This window comes from Massilia sp. CFBP 13721 (assembly GCF_014842025.1).
GTDB lineage: Bacteria > Pseudomonadota > Gammaproteobacteria > Burkholderiales > Burkholderiaceae_D > Telluria.
The window spans coordinates 131,744-150,279 of the sequence record NZ_JACYUY010000014.1 but is presented as its reverse complement, the minus strand read 5'-3'; the positions used below and the strand labels follow the sequence as shown (position 1 = coordinate 150,279).

Genomic DNA, 18,536 nt, shown 5'->3' with positions numbered 1-18,536 from the left:
GAAACGACTTTGCGCCGATGATAGTGCTGCAACCAGTGTGAAAGTAGGTTATCGTCAGGCTAGTTATAAGCAAAACCCCACAGAGTGATCTCTGTGGGGTTTTTTGCTTTTATGCGTCCACTTTCCAATGGTTTTGTCGCTTATCGTCCTCACACACTTTTTAATGGCTTAAATCAATTCCCTACGGCATCATTCAGCTAAGTTTTTACTTTTGCCGAAATGGGAATCAGCATGCGCCGACATCTCCTGGGTATTGCCGCCGTCAGTATTGTTACGTTGGCGGGCAGTGCCCATGCCGCCAGCTCCACCGCGGGTCTGAAAGACGCATTGAAGGACGAATACATCGGCCTGCTGCCTGCCGACAGCTTTCATTTGCGTACTGGTAAATGCCAAGACTGCGCCGTACCGAAGCAAAACCTGTGGTATTTCGAAAACGAGGTAATCGCGGTGCCGGCCAGTACGGCCACGGCAGCCGGCTTCAGCAAGGGCGTCGACCGCAACAGCGACGTCGCGCAGTGGGCCGCAACGCCCGATGCCGCCCGGCTGGCCCATCCGTCGGTCACCTGGATCGGCGCTCCGAGCATCCTCGAGCGCGCCACCCTCCTGCCGGGAGCGCAAACCGTGCGCACTGCCGCCGGAGACGAACTCGGCTTCAAGCTGGTCCCGCAGCTGTCCACCAACCGCTCCTACTTCAACAGCGCCAGCGCCGACTATTTCAAAGGGCGCGCGTTGCGCATGCGCGGGACCGCGAGCGAACTCAACGGCCGCGCGACCTTCACCGCGCGCACCATCTGGCCCGCCGACTTCGGCCTCGACACCGCCAGCCTCAAGAGCGAGCCCCTGAAAAATGCGGCCGAACTCACCGATTTCGTGCGCGCGCCGGTCAAGGACCAGCAGGGCGTCGAGACGCGCCTGCTGTGGGAACGCCATCCCGGACAGGCACGCGCCTGGACGGATAAGCCGGTCCTTGGCGTCGTCCTCAACGGCGCCCAGGGCGACGACGACGAATCTCTCGGCGGCCACTTCGCGATCGCTACCGGCCGCCTCGGCGCCCAGGGCGACTGGTCCGGCTGGGCCGTCAACAATTTTTATAACCTGGATTCGGTCAGCGAGAAGGGCATCGTCGCCGCCACGGTCCCGATGGACAATTATTTGATGGACCTGAACAGCGGCCAGCAATACTATCGACCCTCTTACATGCTGGTCGCGGTCCTCAACCACGCGCGTACCGCGGCCGCTTACCAGGGCGGCGTCCAGCGCGTGTTCAACCATTTTTACCGGCACGACTTCCGCTATCGCCATGCCGCCGCGAATTGCGCCGGCATCAGCGTCGACGTCTTCAAGGCGCTTGGTTGGAGTATCCCCGAGCGCGGGCCGACCGCCCCGTTGAAATCGGTCGCCGCCTACGCCTACGTATCGGCCACCGATGCCAGCCTGACCAGTGGCCGCAAGATCTACGATTACCTGAACGAAGAACAGACCCGCCTCTTGCCCGCGGTCGCCTTCGACGCTATCGGCCAGGACTTGCTGGACATCGTCGGCGGCAAGCCGCAGCGCGACCTGTCCGTCTACGAACAGCAACTGCGCGACGACGTCGAAGCCATCGTGCTGGTACGCATCCCGCAAATCCCGTCGAGCCGCGTGATGGGTTCGGCCCCGGTCTTCTCGTTCGACGAATTCCGCGAGCGGGTCCCGGCCGACCAGGCCGACTGGAAGATCGTCCCGGTTGGCGAACGCCCGTTTCCGGCTGCATTCCAGGGCGATGGTTTCAAGGCCGAGGGCGACCCCTCCGTGATCCCGCTGCCGGTGGCCGGCATCGGCACTGGCACGCTGCTGGCGGTGGCGATCGTGCTGCGCCGGCGCAAGCAAAGGCGCAAGCTACACACCAAACAGGTTCCGGTGGCGGAATCGGTGGAGTGACAGGCTCATGTGGCGCAGCCCTGAGCTGCGCCATGTGGCCACCCATCTTACAATAGCCGCATGCGCATCCTTATCGTCGAAGACCATCCGGACATCCTGGCCAACCTGTACGGCTTCCTCGAGCCGAAAGGGCACGTGCTCGATTCCGCCCGCAACGGGTATGCCGCCCTCGGCCTGGCCTCGGAACACGAGTACGACGTCATCGTGCTCGACATCGGCTTGCCCGGCCTGAACGGCCTCGAATTGTGCCAGACGCTGCGCGCCGAGCTGTCGATTGCCACGCCGGTGCTGATGCTCACCGCGCGCGACAGCCTGGGCGACAAGGTCGCCGGCTTCGACAGCGGCGCCGACGATTACCTGGTCAAGCCATTCTCGCTGGTCGAACTCGAAGTGCGCCTGAAAGCGCTGGTGCGCCGCTCGGAAGGGCGCAACGCCGGCAGCAGCAAGCTGCGCTTCGGACAACTCGTCTTCGATCCGGACACCCAGCAGGCCAGCCGCGCGAACCAGCCGGTGAACCTCACCCGCACCGGCTACGTGCTGCTGCACGCACTGTTGAAAGCCGCGCCGCGCATCGTCTCGCGCGACACCCTCGAGCAGGCCGTGTGGGGCGACGACCGCCCCGACAGCGACGCGCTGCGCACCCACATCCACGCGCTGCGCCAGGCCATCGACAAACCTTTCGACCACCCCATGCTGCTCACCGTGCCGGGCGTCGGCTACCGACTCGTGCTGTCCGATGCAGCCGGCTGATTCGCTGCGCCGGCGCATCGTCGTCGCCTTCGTCGCCTTCGGCGTCGTGCTATCTCTGTTCTTCGCGGTGCTGGCTGCGGTGGCAGTCGAAGGCATCGAGGTGCACCTGGTCGACAACCGCCTGAACGAGGTCGCCAAATGGTCGCTGCCGCGCCAGGCGGCCGGCCTGGTGGTGGACTTGCCCGCGGGCCTGCGCTTCCACCGCGGCGACGCCATTCCGCTATCGCTGCGCGGCCTGCCGCAAGGCGTCAGCGAAATCGAAGTCGACGGCGTCGGGCTGCACGTACTCTCCGGTACCGACGCCCACGGCGCGTATGCCGTGGTCGACCACGAAAGCGATTACGAACAGGTCGAGCTGGTCGTGTACTCGATGTTTGCCGCCTTCTTTATCGGCTTCCTGGTCCTGGCGGCCACCCTCGGCGGTTTTATCGCCCGCCGCGTCGTCAATCCGATCAGCGAACTGGCCGACGCCGTCGCCCGTGGCCATTCTCCCTTGCCGCTGCAAGAGCGCAAGGACGAACTCGGCATCCTGGCACGCGCGCTCGAAGCGCATACCGCCGAACTGCGCGCCTTCCTCGACCGCGAACGCTTTTTCACGGGCGACGTCAGCCACGAGCTGCGCAGTCCGCTGACGGTGATCATGGGTGCGGCCGAGATCCTGATGACGAACGGCGCCAATGAGTCGACGCGCGCACCGGCTGAGCGCATCTACCGCGCTGCGCACGAAGCGGCCGAATGCGTCACAGTGCTGCTGTTGCTAGCGCGCGAACCCGAACTGAAACGCCTGGCGCCGGTCGCGGTCGACGCCATCGCCGCCCGCGAAGCCGAGCGCTATCGGCCCCTGGTCGCGAATAAACCGGTCACGCTGGGCTACCGCGGCGGCCCCGCCTTTGCGGTCCAGGCGCCGGCCGAACTGTGCGCCGCCGCCATCGGCAACCTGGTGCGCAACGCCTGCCAGTACACCGAGCAGGGCAGCGTCACCGTCACGCTCGAACCCGGCCGGGTCGTGGTCGAGGACACCGGTCCCGGCCTGCCCGACGCGGTACGCGCGACGCTGGCCCAGCCCGGCGCCGCCCTCGGCGCGATCCCGTCGCGCGGCTCGGCCGGCACCGGACTTGGCTTGTCGCTGGTGCGGCGCATCTGCGAATACCTGGGCGCGACGCTGCGCTACGAAGAACGTCCGGGCGGGGGCAGCCGCTTCATCATCGCGTTTGATAACTGATTTCACGCGCGCTTAACGCCGGGCTGACCGGGGCTTGAGATGGCCCTCGCTATCCTCGCTGCATGCGTGGCCAAACCCGGCCGCGATGCATCGATGGATCGACGTTGGACAAACTGCTTGCACGGCGCATCAGCGCGCCTCTCCTCACCCTGGCCGTGGCCATGCTGCTCGCTTCCGCCGGCAATGTACCTTTCTGGTCGACCCTGGTACGCTCCGTCGGCGGCCTGCGCCCGGCGAACCTGCCGCTGCTGCTGGGCGCGTTTTCCATCATTGCGTTGTTCTTCAACGCCTGCCTGACGCTGGCCAGTTTCCGTTTCATCGCCAAGCCGGTCCTGATCGTGCTCGTTTTCTGCGCGGCGGGCGCCAGCTATTTCATCGCCAACTATGGCGTGGTGATCGACAAGGCCATGATGCAGAACGTGTTCGAGACCGATACCCGCGAAGCGTGCGAACTCCTCAGCTGGCACATGGCGTTCAGCGTCGGCCTGCTCGGGCTGCTGCCGGCCTGGCTGATCGCGCGCGCCGATATCGGCTTTCCGCAGGGCCTGCGTGGCCTGCTGGTGCGCGCGGGCATCGCCGGTGGATCGCTGGCACTCGCCGTGCTGCTGCTGGTGCTGCTCTTCAAAAGCCTGGCGCCGGCCGTGCGCGAACACCGCGAGCTGCGTTTCCTGCTCACGCCGACCAACACGATCCAGGCGCTGCACGGCTACCTGCGCAGCAAGTGGCGTACGCCGCTGGTGGTGGCGCCGCTCGGCCGCGATGCGATGCGGGGGCGCGCCCGGGCCGGCAATGGGCGGCGCACGGTGACGATCCTGGTGGTCGGCGAGACGGCGCGCGCAAAGAACTTTTCGCTCAACGGCTACCGGCGCGAAACCAACCCGCTGCTGGCGCGCCAGCCCGGCCTCATCAATTTTTCGCGGGTTGCGTCCTGCGGCACCGCGACCGCGGTCTCGGTCCCCTGCGTATTCTCCGCCCTCGGTCGTGAGCACTATTCCGACACCCGTGCCGCCAGCCAGGAAGGGCTGTTGGACGTACTGGCGCACGCCGGCTTCCAGGTGCTCTGGCGCGACAACAACTCCGGCTGCAAGGGCGTCTGCGACCGCGTCGCGTTCGAAGACCTGTCGCAGCCCGCGCCCGGCGACCCCTTATGCGAGGGCGGCGAATGCCACGACGAACGCCTGCTCGCCGGCCTGCCGGAACTGATCCGCAACGGTACTGGCGACCTGGTCGTCGTGCTGCACCAGAAGGGCAGCCACGGCCCGGCCTATGCGCGCCGCTACCCGAGCGGGTTCGGCCGCTTCGGCCCGGTGTGCACGACCAACGAATTCGAACAGTGTTCGCGCGCATCGATCGAAGCCGCCTACGACAACACGATTCTCTACACCGATTATTTCTTGAGCAAGACGATTGACCTGCTGCGCGCGAGCGCCGCGATGGAGGGCGTCGACACGGCCATGCTGTATTTTTCCGACCACGGCGAATCGCTTGGCGAGAACAACATGTACCTGCATGGCGCCCCCTATATGTTCGCGCCCAGCGAGCAAACCCATGTGCCGATGATGCTGTGGATGTCGGACGGTTTCAGCGGGCGCTTCGGCATCGACCGCACCTGCCTGATGGCGCGCCGCGACCAGCCGGTCTCGCACGACAACGTCTTTCACTCGGTGCTCGGCATGCTCGACGTGAACACCGCAGTGCTGAACCCGAAGCTGGACCTGTTCCGCGCCTGCACCCGGACTGCCTCCTGATGCGCGCCCTCGTCGACACATCGCCGCGCCTGCTCGGCGCGGGCCAGCTGCTGCGCCTGTGCGCCTGGCTGGCCGCCAGCGCCGCCCTTATTTTCTGGCTCGGCCATTTCACCGACATCGACCTCGACCTGGCCGACGCCGTTTATGACGCCGGCATCCACGCCTTTCCCTGGCGTTACACCTGGCTGGCCGATACCTTCAACCACACGATCCTGAAAGGGGTGTTGACGCTGGCGGCGGCCTGGTTCGTCCTCGCCGCTGCCCGCGACGCCTGGCGCCCACGCGCGGGGAGGACTGCGCTCGACCGGCTGCGCCTGCGCGTGGTCGGGCTTTCGGCGGTGTTGGTGCCTGTGGTGATCAGTACCCTCAAGCAGGCCAGCGTCGCCCACTGTCCCTGGGACCTGGCGCGCTATGGCGGCAGCGAACCCTACCTGCGCCTGTTTGAGGCCTTGCCGCCGGGTGTCGCGGCCGGCCACTGCCTGCCGGCGGGACATGCCTCGAGTGCGCTGTGGCTGCTGTCGCTGTGCGTGCTTTGGCTGCCGGCCCGCCCCCGGCGCGCGTGCCGGGTGGCGCTGGCGGCCTTGCTGTTCGGCGGCCTGGTCGGCTGGATGCAGCAATTGCGCGGCGCGCATTTTCTGACCCACACGCTGTGGTCGATCTGGCTCGCTTGTGCCGTCGTGCTGGCGATTGTCGCCAGCGTGCAGTGGCAACCGCGGAGGGCGGAAACGGCACCTGCCTGTGCTGCACTCGAAGACGCCGGCGGATTGCGCTAGCGCAGCATGGCTGGAGGCGCAGGGCGCATGATTTCCCGGTTCCTTTCCGTGGAGATACTTATGTCTGAACAAATGCCTGAAAGCGCTGACCCGGCCGGCCTGGCCGACAAGCTTGCCGCCCCCTTGAATGCCATCGTCTGCCGCCACCGCGCCGCGCTGATGCCGATGCTCGGCGGTAGCGAAGCGGCCGCGCGGGCGGCGCTGGCGAACGACGATGCCGTGCGCAAGGTGGCCGTGTTCTGCTATCCGCTGCTGCCCGGGATCATGCGACTGGCGCTCAAGGAACATACCTTCGTCAACTTCGTCATGAACAACCGCCAGAAATTGTTGGCACGCCTGACCGTCGAACCGGCGGCTGCCGCGGGCTGAAGCGCGCTATTGCGCGACCGGTTCCGCTTCCTTGGCCACGGCGCGGCCGCGGCTGATGCTGTCGCCGTCCTGCTTGCGCAAGCGCCAGAAAATCCCGGCCGACAGCACCGTCATGATGGCCAGCGCCCAGAACGCATGATGCAGGGCGCCGGCCACCAGCACCTGGTTCGTCTGCGGCACGCGGCCCAGGAACCAGGCGGTGACCAGCGACCCCGCTGCCAGCCCGAAACTCATCGACAGCTGCTGGAACGAGCTCGAAATCGTGCTCGCCATGCTGGTGTCGCCGGCTTCGATGTCGGCATACGCCAGCGTGTTCATGCTGGAAAACTGCAGCGAATTGAAGAAACCCTGCATCAGGCTGATGACGACGATGACCGCCAGCGGCGTCTCGCGCCCGACCATGCCATACAGGGCGATCGTCACCCCGATGCACAGGGTGTTAAATACCAGCACTTGCCGGTAGCCGAAGCGCGCCAGCACCTTGGGCGCGATCAGCTTCATGCCCATGGCGGCCGCCGCCGACGGCATCATCAGCAAACCCGACTGCCAGGCCGGCAGCCCGAGCCCGAGCTGGTACAGCAGCGGCAGCAGGAAGGGTAATCCGCCGACGCCGAGGCGCGTCACGAAACCGCCGACCACGGAAATCCGGAAGGTGCGCACTTTCAGCAAGGCCAGGCGCAGCAGCGGAAACTGGATGCGGTTCGCGTGCACGGCATAGGCGGCGAGCAGGGCGATCGACAGCGCCAGCATCAGCGCCATGGTGGTGGCGCCGAGGGTATGTTCGCCGAATATCTCCAGCAGCCAGGACAGGAGGGCAGTGCCGGAACTGAACAGCACCAGGCCGAACACGTCGAGCGGGCGGCGCGCGTCGCCGTGGTAGTCCGGCATGTGGCGCCAGACCAGGTACATCGCAATCAGGCCGAAGGGCACGTTGATGAAAAAGATCGCGCGCCACGAAGCCCAGTGCACGATCAGGCCGCCGACGGTCGGGCCGAGCAAGGGGCCGATCAGGGCCGGGATGATGACGAAGTTCATCGCACCGAGCAATTCGGCCTTGGGAAAGGTGCGTACGATCGCCAGCCGCCCGACCGGCATCATCATGGCGCCGCCCAGGCCCTGCAGCAGGCGCGCGGCCGTCATCAGCTGGGCGTTGGGCGCCAGGCCGCACAGGACCGAGGCCAGCGTAAAAATGCCGATCGCGGTCAGGAACACGCGGCGCGTGCCGAAGCGGTCGGCCATCCAGCCGCTGACGGGAATGCCGACCGCTAGCCCCAGGATATAACTGGTGACGACCGATTTCAGGCTCAGCGGCGTGACCCCGAGGCTGACTGCGATGCTCGGAATCGCGGTATTCACGACCGTGGCGTCGAGCTGCTCCATGAACAGGGCAGTGGCAACCAGCCAGGGCAAATAGGTCTTGACGGTGGAACTATCCAAACGGGCCTCATCCGACGCTGGCACGCGCGGCGCGCGTGCTGGTCTGGATTGTCACATAAATCATGCGATGCCGATTTTCAAAGAGGACACGGTCCATACAGCATCCTCCTGGTGTAATTTAAAACTTGTAGCGCGCGCCGAAGACCAGGAAATTGGCGCCGCTGTTCGGACGCTTGATGCTGGCGTTCGAATAATGCTGGATCTTCGCACCCAGGTCCCACCCGGTCGGCGTGACATAGCCGACGCCGACGTGATCGCCGAACTGAAAGGCGGTCGACAGCCGGTTATCGTCGTTGTTGTACAGCTCCGAGAACAGGTTGGCGCCGATGCCGCCCTCGACATACCAGCCGAGCTTATCGTCGCGCTGGTAGCGCGCCACCGGCGTGATGCCGACCACGGCCAGGTTCTGGTGCTGGCCGGGCACGTTGCGGTAGGCGGTGCCGCGCCAGTAGGCGGCCGACAGGTCCCAGTAGCCGCCCAGGTGGCGCCCGTTCGAGGCGAACCAGCGGCTTTCCCAGTTCTTTTGCACGGCAATGCGCGCCAGGCGTACCTTCGGTCCGGTGCCGAATTCGAACGACGCCGAGTCGATCCAGCCATTGCCGCCGGCAGGCTGCGTGCCCACTGCATTCTGGTAACCGGCTGCACTTGCCTGGCCCGCCAGCAGGGCGGCGGCCACACCCAACATGACCCCAAATTTTTTATTAGAGAACATAATTGCTTTCATAAGGTAGACGCCAGTCCATGCTGGCGCATTCAATAATTGTACTGGTACCAACAAAAACGCGCTGCGCACGCACGTGCTCGTCATCAACTCGCATAAAGGAACCATATGGCTCTTCCCGTTGTCGCATTTCTTGGTATCGGCCTGATGGGCCGGCCGATGGCGTCCCGCCTGGCCCAGGCGGGAGTTAGCTTGCGCGCATGGAACCGGACCGCCGCCAAGGCGCAGGCTTTAACGGATTCCGGCGCCACTGCCTGCGCGTCCATCGGCGAGGCCGTGGCCGGCGCCGCCATCGTGATCTCGATGCTGGAAGCGGGGCCGGTGGTCGGCGCGGCGATCGAGGCGGCCTTGCCCGGCATGGCGCCGGGCACGCTGTGGATCGACATGAGTTCCACGCGCCATGACGAAGCGCTGGCCTTCCATGCGCGCTTGACGGGGCAGGGCATGCGCTTTCTCGACGCGCCGGTATCGGGCGGCGTGCCGGGCGCCGAAGCGGGTACCCTGGCCATCATGGCCGGCGGCAGCCTGCACGATTTCAACGCCGCCGCACCCGTGTTCGGCGTGCTCGGCACGGCGCAGCTGGTGGGACCGGCCGGCAGCGGCCAGGTCGCCAAGCTGTGCAATCAACTGATTGTCGGCGCCACCATCAACATCGTGGCCGAAGCGCTGCTGCTGGCCCAGGCGGCCGGCGCCGACCCGGCCGCGGTGCGGGAGGCGATCCGCGGCGGTTTTGCCGGCAGCCGCATCCTCGAGCTGCACGGCCAGCGCATGTTGGAGCGCAATTTCGTACCGGGCGGGCAAGTCAAAAGTCAATTAAAGGACATGCGCAACGTACTGGCCGCGGCGGGGGAGGCGGGGCTGGTGCTGCCGCTGACGGCGGCGGTGGCGCGCAGTTACGAGTCGATTGAAGGGGATTTAGGAGGTGTGGACCATGCCGCCGCCTTGCTGGCGCTTGAACGGATCAATCCGGGGCACAGGGTAGGTTCGGCGCCGGATGTGTTGCCATAATTGGCGTTGGGGTGTGCACGGGTACGATTGCGCGGGCATGCCCGCCCTACGTACAGCGGGTTTCGTAGGGCGGGCATGCCCGCGGGTTTTATCGTACGCACACCGGCGCTTTAATACGGAGGCGCCTCGATGCAACCTCACGCCACCGGCAAGCCCGTCTCCACCAACCTTACCCAATAACTCGCCCCGATCGGCAGCAACTGGTCATTGAAATCGTAGCTGCCGTTATGCAGCTGGCACGGCCCCAGCCCATGCCCGCCGGCGCGGTGTTCGCCGTCGCCGTTGCCGATGAAGACATAGCAGCCCGGCTTCGCCTGCAGCATGAAGGCGAAATCCTCGGCGCCCATGGTCGGCTCGACCGCGGTATTCACATTGGCCGCGCCCACCACCGCGCGCATCGCCTCGACCGCAAACGCGGTCTGATCGGGATGGTTGATCAGCGGCGGATAGTTGCGCTTGAAATTAAAATCGATCTGCGCATTGAAGCCGGTTGCGATGCCGTTCGCCATCTGCTCCATGCGGCGCTCGATCTGGTCGAGCACCTCGGTGGAAAAGGTGCGCACGGTGCCGATCATTTCGGCTTCATTCGGAATCACGTTGGTGGCGCTGCCGGCGTGGATTTGCGTGATCGACAGGACCGCCGTCTCGAGCGGATTTTTTTCGCGCGAGACGATCGTCTGCCAGGCTTGCGCGATCTGCACCGCCACCATCACCGGGTCGATGCCGCGGTGCGGCTGGGCCGCATGCGCCCCCTTGCCTTTGACGACCACGCGGAACTCGTTACTCGATGCCATCATCGGCCCCGGGATCACGCCGAAGCTGCCCGCCGGCAGGCCCGGCCAGTTGTGCATGCCGTACACCGCTTCCATCGGGAACTGGTCGAACAGACCATCTTCCATCATGCGGCGCGCGCCGGCGCCGCCTTCTTCGGCCGGCTGGAAAATCAGGTAGACGGTGCCGTCGAAGTTGCGATGACGCGACAAATAGTGCGCTGCGCCCAGCAACATCGCGGTATGGCCGTCGTGGCCGCATGCATGCATCTTGCCGGGGTGGCGCGACGCATGGTCAAATGTGTTGAGTTCCTGCATCGGCAGCGCATCCATGTCGGCGCGCAGGCCGATCGCGCGCTCGGAGGCGCCGTTCTTGACGATGCCGACCACGCCGGTGCCGCCGAGTCCGCGCACGACGGGGATGCCCCAGTCTTCCAGGCGCGCGGCGATGACGTCGGCGGTGCGCTGTTCTTCGTAGCAGAGTTCCGGATGGGCGTGTAAATCACGGCGGATTTGTTCCAGCTCCGTCTGGAATGCAAGGATAGGTTCCACGAGTCTCATCTTGTTCTCCCTGATTGCATGGACATGATTGCAAGGTCTATAAACAGATTGTAGCCCGCCTCAACATCGGAAATCCAGCACCGGCCACGACTGGCCGTGGAATCAGCTAAAGTATTGGTTTGTCGACGTTTTTCCCTAGAATTGATCCAGATGTCCATCACCCAAGTCCGCGCCACCTGCCCCCACGATTGCCCCGATACCTGTGCCTTGCTCGTCACCGTCGAAGACGGTGTCGCGACCGAAGTACGCGGCGATCCGGCGCATCCGACCACGGCGGGCGTGCTGTGCACCAAGGTGTCGCGCTACGTCGAACGCACTTATTCGCCGGACCGCGTGCTGTACCCGATGCGCCGCGTCGGCAACAAGGGAGAAGGAAAATTCGAGCGCATCAGCTGGGACGCCGCGCTCGATGAAATCGCCGCGCGTTTAAAGCCGATCGTGGCAAGGAATCCGGAAGCGATCCTGCCCTACAGCTATTGCGGCACCATGGGCCTGGTGCAGGGAGAAGCGATGTCGATGCGCTTCTTCAACAAGCTGGGCGCCTCGCTGCTCGACCGCACGATTTGCGCCACCGCCGGCTTTACCGGCTACAAGTACACGATCGGCGCCTCGATCGGCACCGACATGGAACAGTTCCAGGATGCCAAGCTGATCATCATCTGGGGCGGCAACCCGATCGCCTCGAACCTGCACTTCTGGATGCGCGCGCAGGAAGCCAAGCGGCGCGGCGCCAGGCTGATCGCGATCGACCCGTATCGTTCGCTGACGGCGGAAAAGTGTCATCAGCACATCGCGCTGCTGCCGGGCACCGACGCCGCCTTTGCGCTGGGCCTGATGCATGTGCTGATTGTGGAAGACCTGCTCGATCATGACTACGTCGCGCAGTACACGCTCGGCTTCGAAGAGTTAAAAGAACGCGCCGCCGAATGGACGCCCGAACGCACCGCGGCTACGTGCGGCGTCACCGCGCAGGAAATCATCGACCTGGCACGCCTGTACGGCGGCATGGCGCAGCGCGGCGAACCGGTCGCGATCCGCTGCAACTACGGCGTGCAGCGTGCGCGCGGCGGCGGCATGGCGGTGCGTAACATGAGCTGCCTGCCGGCGCTGGTCGGCGCCTGGCGCCACCCGGCCGGCGGCATTCAATTGTCGACCTCGGGTTCGTTCCCGGCGAATAAGGCAAAGCTGCAGCGCCCCGACCTGCTGGCCGGACGCACCCCGCGCACGATCAACATGACCACCATCGGCGACGATTTATTAAAGCCGGCCTCGCCCGAATTCGGCCCGCAGGTGGAGGCGGTGATCGTCTACAACGCCAACCCGCTGGCGATCGCCCCCGATTCCGCGAAAGTGCAGCAAGGCTTCGAACGCGAGGATTTGTTTACTGTGGTGCTGGAACAGTTCCAGACCGACAGCGCCGATTACGCCGACATCCTGTTGCCGGCCACGACCCAGCTCGAACACGTCGACGCGCACCTGGCGTATGGCCACCTGTACATGATGGCGAATAACGCGGCGATTGCGCCCATGGGCGAAGCCAAGCCGAACAGCGAAATCTTCCGCCTGCTGGCCGCGCGCATGGGGCTGACCGATCCGTGCTTCCTCGAATCCGACGACGAGCTGGCGGCGCAAGCCTTCGATAAAACCCACAGCCGCGCGATTCACTTCGATTGGGAATCCTTGAAGCAAAAGGGCTGGCAAAAGCTGAACATGCCGGATGCGCCCTTTGCCGAAGGCGGCTTCCCGACGCCTTCCGGCAAATGCGAGTTTTACTCGAGCACGATGGCCAACGATGGCCTCGACCCACTGCCGGCCTACATCGCCCCCTACGAATCTGCAGCATCGAATCCTGAATTGGCAAAGAAATATCCGTTGGGGATGATTTCTCCGCCGGCACGGAACTTCCTGAACTCGACCTTTGTCAATGTACAGAGCCTGCGTGCAACCGAGGGCGAGCCGCACCTCGACATCCACCCGAACGACGCCGCCACCCGCGGCATCACCCACGGTGACATGGCACGTATTTTTAACGACCGCGGCTCTTTTATTGCCAAGGCGCGCGTGACCGAGAAAGCGCGACCGGGCCTCGTGGTGGGCTTGTCGATCTGGTGGAAGAAACTTTCCAAAGACGGCAAGAATGCCAACGAAGTGACCAGCCAGCGCCTGACCGACATGGGACGGGCGCCCACTTTCTACGACACCCTGGTGCAGGTCGAAAAAGCCGCACCGCGACCCGGACATGAAAACTCCCACCCCTAAACACTCCCGTTTGTTCCGGCGCGCGCTCAGCATGAGCGCAGCCGCCGGCGCCGTCGCATTACTTGCCAGTTGTTCTACGCTGAATTACTACAGCCAGGCCGCCCAGGGCCAGCTCGCACTCCTCTCCGACGCCCGCCCCATCGATGACTGGCTGGCCGACCCGGCCACCAACACCTCGCTGCGCCATCGCCTGGAAACGGCGCGCCAGATCCGCCGTTTTGCGGTCCAGCAAATGGGCCTGCCCGACAACGACAGCTATAAAAACTACGCGGCACTCAAGCGCCAATACGTGCTGTGGAACGTCGTCGCCACGCCGGAGCTGTCATTAAAACCGCTGCAGTGGTGCTTCCCGGTGGCCGGCTGCGTGAATTACCGCGGCTACTACAGCAAGGAAGACGCGCAGGCATATGCCAAGCAGTTGCGCGCCGAAGGGCGCGACGTCGAAATCGGCGGCGTCAGCGCCTATTCGACCCTCGGCTGGTTCAGCGATCCGCTGATTTCCACGTTCATCAACTATCCCGACGCCGAACTGGCGCGCCTGATTTTCCACGAACTGGCGCACCAGGTGACTTACGTGCAGGGCGACTCGCGCTTCAACGAATCCTTCGCCAGCGCGGTGGAAGAGGCCGGCGTCGAGTTGTGGCTGGAGCGCTTCGGCAATCCGGCGATGCGCGAGGGCTATGCGCGCTACTCGGCGCGGCGCAAGGATTTCCTGGCGCTGCTGCTGAAGTACCGCAAGGAACTCGAGCGTACCTATGCGGCCATCGTTCCCGACGAAGAAAAGCGCATCGGCAAGGCGCGCCTGTTCATCGCGCTGAAGGAGGAGTACCAGGTACTGAAAGCTAACTGGGGCGGTTACGCCGGCTACGACCGCTTCTTTGCCGAGCCGCTGTCGAATGCCCACCTGGCTTCGATCGCCACCTACAACGATTACGTGCCGGCTTTCCGCGCGATGCTGCGCGATGAAAAGAATTTCGGCGCCTTTTACCGCAAGGTGAACCGCTTGGCCAAACTCGACAAGACCGCGCGCCAGCACGCTTTGCGGATGATCGATGTGACGGCGCCGCCGGCCAACTACATGGTGCAACGCACCAATGCAGCCATGCCGTAGAGTGCCTGTTCCAATCGTGCCAAAAGCGCTTGCATACGTGGGCGCTGCCCGATAGCATCAATGGCAAACGCATAATGTACGCTGTGGGCGTTGTGCGCGTTTGTGCATGTTGCGCCCATGGACGATGACAATCCTATTGGAGACAGAGGCACCGATGGACAAAATTTGGCTGAAGTCGTATCCCCCTGGCGTCCCTGCCGAGATCAATCCCGACCAGTACACGTCGCTGGTGCACCTGCTGGAAGAATCCTTCCAGAAGTACGCGCAAAACAATGCGTACGTGTGCATGGACAAGTTCCTCACGTATGCCGAGCTCGATGCATGCTCGCAGCGCCTGGCCGGCTGGCTGCAAAGCCGCGGCATGGCCAAGGGTGCGCGCGTGGCCGTCATGATGCCGAACATCCTCCAGTACCCGATCGCGATCGCCGCCATCCTGCGTGCCGGCTACACCGTCGTCAACGTCAACCCGCTGTACACTCCGCGCGAACTCGAACACCAATTGAAGGACTCCGGCAGCGAAGCCATCATCGTGCTCGAGAACTTCGCGCACACGGTGCAGCAAGTCCTGAAAAACACGCCGGTGCGCCACGTGGTCGTGGCCAGCATGGGCGAAATGCTCGGCGGCGCCAAGGGCATGCTGGTCAACTTCGTCGTGCGCAGCGTGAAAAAGATGGTGCCCGAGTTCGCGCTGCCGAACATGGTGCGCTTCAAGGATGCGCTGGCGCAGGGCGGCAAGATGCCGTTCGCCAAACCCACGCTGACATCGAGCGACATCGCCTTCCTGCAGTACACCGGCGGTACCACCGGCGTCTCGAAAGGCGCCACGCTCACGCACCGCAACGTGATCGCCAACGTGCTGCAGGCCGAGGCCTGGGCCGAACCGGCGAACTCGCAGCCGCCGCACGTCGAATTCCAGACCATCGTCTGCGCGCTGCCGCTGTACCACATCTTCGCATTGACGGCCTGCGCCCTGTGGGGCATGCGTGCCGGCGCCTTGAACATCCTGATCCCGAACCCGCGCGATATTCCCGGCTTCATCAAGGAACTCGGCAAGTACAAGGTCAACATGCTGCCGGCGGTGAACACGCTGTACAACGCGCTGGTCAACCACCCCGACTTCGCCAGCCTCGACTTCTCGCAGCTGAAAACGGCGAACGGCGGCGGCATGGCGGTGCAGCAAGCCGTTAACGACAAGTGGAAACAGGTCACCGGCAAGAGTATCATCGAGGGTTACGGCCTGTCGGAGACGTCGCCGGTCGCCACCTGCAACCGCTCGGACGAAACCGGTTTCACGGGCAGCATCGGCTTGCCGGTGCCGTCGACCGACATCGCCATTCTGGACGACGACGGCAATCCGGTGGCCCTGGGCGAACCCGGAGAAATTGCGATCCGCGGTCCGCAGGTGATGGCGGGCTACTGGAACCGTCCGGACGAAACGGCCAAGGTCATGACCGCCGACGGCTTCTTCAAGTCGGGCGACATCGGCATCATGGACGAACGTGGCTACGTGAAAATCGTCGACCGCAAGAAGGACATGATCCTGGTGTCCGGCTTTAACGTCTACCCGAACGAACTCGAAGGCGTGATCGCCGGCCATCCGGGCGTGCTCGAATGCGCCGTGGTCGGCGTGCCGGACGAGCACTCGGGCGAGGCCGTCAAAGTGTTCGTGGTGCGCAAGGACCCGGCGCTGAGCGAGAGCGCGCTGATGGATTATTGCAAGGCGCAGTTCACCGGCTACAAGAAACCGAAGTACATCGAATTCCGCGACGAACTGCCGAAGACCAACGTCGGCAAGATCCTGCGGCGCGCGCTGCGCGACGAACAGCAGCAGAAGCAAAAGCAAGCAGCCTGACAGCATAGGCAAGTCCGGCTGGCAAAGCCGCCCGCGTACCGGGCGGCTTTGCATTTTTATTGGACACACAGAGTTATAGAAGGCGAGGCATAGATGGACAAGTTTTGGCTCAAGTCGTACCAGGCTGGCGTACCGGCGGAAATCGACCCGACGCAGTACCGCTCCCTGACCCATTTGCTGGAAGAGTCGTTCCGCAAGTACGCCGGCCAGAATGCGTTTGCCTGCATGGACAAGACCATCACCTACGCCGAGCTCGACCGCATGTCGGCGAACATGGCCGCCTGGTTCCAGAGCCGCGGCCTGCAGCCGGGCGCGCGCATCGCGATCATGCTGCCCAACGTGCTGCAATACCCGGTGGCGATGGCGGCGGCCCTGCGCGGCGGCTACACCATCGTCAACGTCAACCCGCTGTATACCCCGCGCGAACTGCAGCACCAGTTGAAGGACTCCGGCGCCGAGGCGCTGGTGGTGCTGGAGAATTTTGCCCACACGGTGCAGCAGGTGATCGCCAACACGCAGGTGAAACACGTCGTTGTCGGCGCCATGGGCGACCTGCTGGGCGGGATCAAGGGCACGATCGTCAACTTCGTCGTCCGCAAAGTGAAAAAGATGGTGCCGGCCTGGTCGCTGCCCGGTTCGACCGGTTTTAACAAGATGCTGGCCGAAGGTGCGCGTTCGACCTTCAAGCCGGTGAAACTCGGCCACGACGACATCGCCTTCCTGCAGTACACGGGCGGCACCACCGGCGTGTCGAAGGGCGCGGTGCTCCTGCACCGCAACGTGCTGGCCAACGTGCTGCAGAACGAAGGCTGGTTCGGTCCTTCGCTGGCCGGGGTGCCGGGTGGCCAGCAACTGCAATTCATGTGCGCGCTGCCGCTGTACCACATCTATGCACTGACGGTCTGCGCCTTGCTCGGCATGCGCATGGGCGCGATGAACGTATTGATCCCGAATCCGCGCGACATGGATGGCTTCATCAAGGAACTGGGCAAGTACCGCATCAACGTCTTCCCGGCCGTGAACACGTTATATAACGGCCTGGTGAACCAACCCGGCTTCGCCAAACTCGACCACTCGAGCTATCTGCTGTGTCCGGGCGGCGGCATGGCGGTGCAGCAGGCGGTGGCCGACAAATGGCTGAAGATGACGGGCACCCCGATCGTCGAAGGCTATGGCTTGTCCGAGACCTCGCCGGTGGTCACCGCCAACCGCTGCGACATCACCGATTTTACGGGGACCATCGGCTTGCCGTTGCCGTCGACCGAGGTCCTGATCGTCGACGAAACGGACAAACCTGTCCCCTTCGGCCAGTCCGGCGAGATTGCCGTGCGCGGCCCGCAGGTGATGGCCGGCTACTGGCAGCGCGACGACGAAACAGCCAAGGTCATGACCGCGGACGGCTTCATGAAGACCGGCGACATCGGCATCATGGACGAACGCGGCTACACGCGCATCGTCGACCGCAAGAAGGACATGATCCTGGTCTCGGGTTTCAACGTCTATCCAAACGAAGTCGAGAACGTCGTCGCCTCGCACCCGGGCGTGCTGGAAGTGGCTTGCGTCGGCGTGCCGGATAAACATTCGGGCGAAGCCGTGAAGCTGTACGTGGTCAAGAAGGATCCGGCGCTCACGGTGGACACCCTGATGGCCTTCTGCAAGGACGAGCTGACCGGCTATAAACGCCCGCGCATGATCGAGTTCCGCGACACGCTGCCGAAGACCAACGTCGGCAAGATCTTGCGGCGCGAGCTGCGTGACGAGAAGCAGTCGGCTTGATGCTGTAAATAGCCGTCTCTCCGAGCCGCAGGCGGGTCATACGGTGATCCGCGTGGGCACGAGTGCCTTTCGCGGCCCGGCCCACCCTACGGTGCGCCGCTGCCGCAGGCGTGGTTTCCGTTCGCGCAGCGCCCCGGCGTTTCTCGTAGGATGGGCCGGGCCACGAAAGGCACTTGTGCCCATGCGGACCAAACGCGCCACAAACAGTGCAGGCAACAGCCCCGCCAACGCCTCCGTACTGAGAACTCGTTGACTCTTC

General features: G+C 64.3%; 14 protein-coding genes. 11 read left to right on the top strand and 3 right to left on the bottom strand.

The features are described 5' to 3' along the window. Window positions 1–231 precede the first annotated feature (231 nt). The 6 genes from IFT60_RS15150 to IFT60_RS15125 all read left to right on the top strand — a co-directional run bounded on the left by IFT60_RS15150 (window position 232) and on the right by IFT60_RS15125 (window position 6,782). A complete protein-coding gene (locus tag IFT60_RS15150; protein ID WP_192052929.1) occupies window positions 232–1,920 on the top strand; it encodes a hypothetical protein in 1,689 nt (562 codons plus the stop codon). Window positions 1,921–1,980: 60 nt separating this feature from the next. Then, entirely contained in the window at window positions 1,981–2,670 is a 690-nt protein-coding gene (locus IFT60_RS15145) for a response regulator transcription factor (RefSeq protein ID WP_192052927.1), read from the top strand. Beyond that, window positions 2,657–3,892: a sensor histidine kinase gene (locus tag IFT60_RS15140; RefSeq protein WP_192052925.1), complete on the top strand. Its 1,236-nt coding sequence runs from the start codon at window positions 2,657–2,659 to the stop codon at window positions 3,890–3,892. Before IFT60_RS15145 ends, IFT60_RS15140 begins: the two co-directional genes overlap by 14 nt. Window positions 3,893–3,996: 104 nt before the next feature. Then, window positions 3,997–5,640, top strand: coding sequence for a phosphoethanolamine transferase (locus IFT60_RS15135; protein WP_229510886.1), 1,644 nt, complete (start codon window positions 3,997–3,999; stop codon window positions 5,638–5,640). Next, complete coding sequence (locus IFT60_RS15130; protein ID WP_192052921.1) at window positions 5,640–6,413, top strand: phosphatase PAP2 family protein; 774 nt, start codon at window positions 5,640–5,642, stop codon at window positions 6,411–6,413. Before IFT60_RS15135 ends, IFT60_RS15130 begins: the two co-directional genes overlap by 1 nt. A 60-nt stretch (window positions 6,414–6,473) precedes the next feature. Then, complete coding sequence (locus IFT60_RS15125; protein WP_192052919.1) at window positions 6,474–6,782, top strand: hypothetical protein; 309 nt, start codon at window positions 6,474–6,476, stop codon at window positions 6,780–6,782. Between the two features lie 6 nt (window positions 6,783–6,788). Here IFT60_RS15125 and IFT60_RS15120 read toward each other — a convergent pair whose 3' ends face one another. Further along, a complete protein-coding gene (locus IFT60_RS15120; protein ID WP_267874611.1) occupies window positions 6,789–8,219 on the bottom strand; it encodes a DHA2 family efflux MFS transporter permease subunit in 1,431 nt (476 codons plus the stop codon). 118 nt (window positions 8,220–8,337) lie between these two features. After that, on the bottom strand, window positions 8,338–8,931 hold the full coding sequence (locus IFT60_RS15115; protein ID WP_229510885.1) for an acyloxyacyl hydrolase: 594 nt from the start codon (window positions 8,929–8,931) through the stop codon (window positions 8,338–8,340). Window positions 8,932–9,048: 117 nt separating this feature from the next. Between IFT60_RS15115 and IFT60_RS15110 the strand changes: the two genes are divergently transcribed. Then, window positions 9,049–9,948, top strand: coding sequence for an NAD(P)-dependent oxidoreductase (locus IFT60_RS15110; RefSeq protein ID WP_192052917.1), 900 nt, complete (start codon window positions 9,049–9,051; stop codon window positions 9,946–9,948). Between the two features lie 137 nt (window positions 9,949–10,085). On the opposite strand, the gene IFT60_RS15105 is transcribed toward IFT60_RS15110, so the two are convergent. Then, window positions 10,086–11,279, bottom strand: coding sequence for a M20 aminoacylase family protein (locus IFT60_RS15105; RefSeq protein ID WP_192052915.1), 1,194 nt, complete (start codon window positions 11,277–11,279; stop codon window positions 10,086–10,088). A gap of 150 nt (window positions 11,280–11,429) precedes the next feature. Here IFT60_RS15105 and IFT60_RS15100 point away from each other — a divergent pair, with 150 nt between their 5' ends. From IFT60_RS15100 to IFT60_RS15085, 4 genes are all read left to right on the top strand, one after another. Further along, complete coding sequence (locus IFT60_RS15100; RefSeq protein WP_192052913.1) at window positions 11,430–13,538, top strand: molybdopterin-containing oxidoreductase family protein; 2,109 nt, start codon at window positions 11,430–11,432, stop codon at window positions 13,536–13,538. A 31-nt stretch (window positions 13,539–13,569) separates the two neighbouring features. After that, window positions 13,570–14,649 carry an aminopeptidase gene (locus IFT60_RS15095; RefSeq protein WP_192052911.1) on the top strand — a complete coding sequence of 360 codons (1,080 nt, stop codon included), beginning with the start codon at window positions 13,570–13,572 and terminating at the stop codon, window positions 14,647–14,649. 154 nt (window positions 14,650–14,803) lie between these two features. Further along, complete coding sequence (locus IFT60_RS15090) at window positions 14,804–16,501, top strand: long-chain fatty acid--CoA ligase (RefSeq protein WP_192052909.1); 1,698 nt, start codon at window positions 14,804–14,806, stop codon at window positions 16,499–16,501. Window positions 16,502–16,594: 93 nt separating this feature from the next. Next, window positions 16,595–18,277, top strand: coding sequence for a long-chain-fatty-acid--CoA ligase (locus tag IFT60_RS15085; protein ID WP_192052907.1), 1,683 nt, complete (start codon window positions 16,595–16,597; stop codon window positions 18,275–18,277). Window positions 18,278–18,536 lie beyond the last annotated feature (259 nt).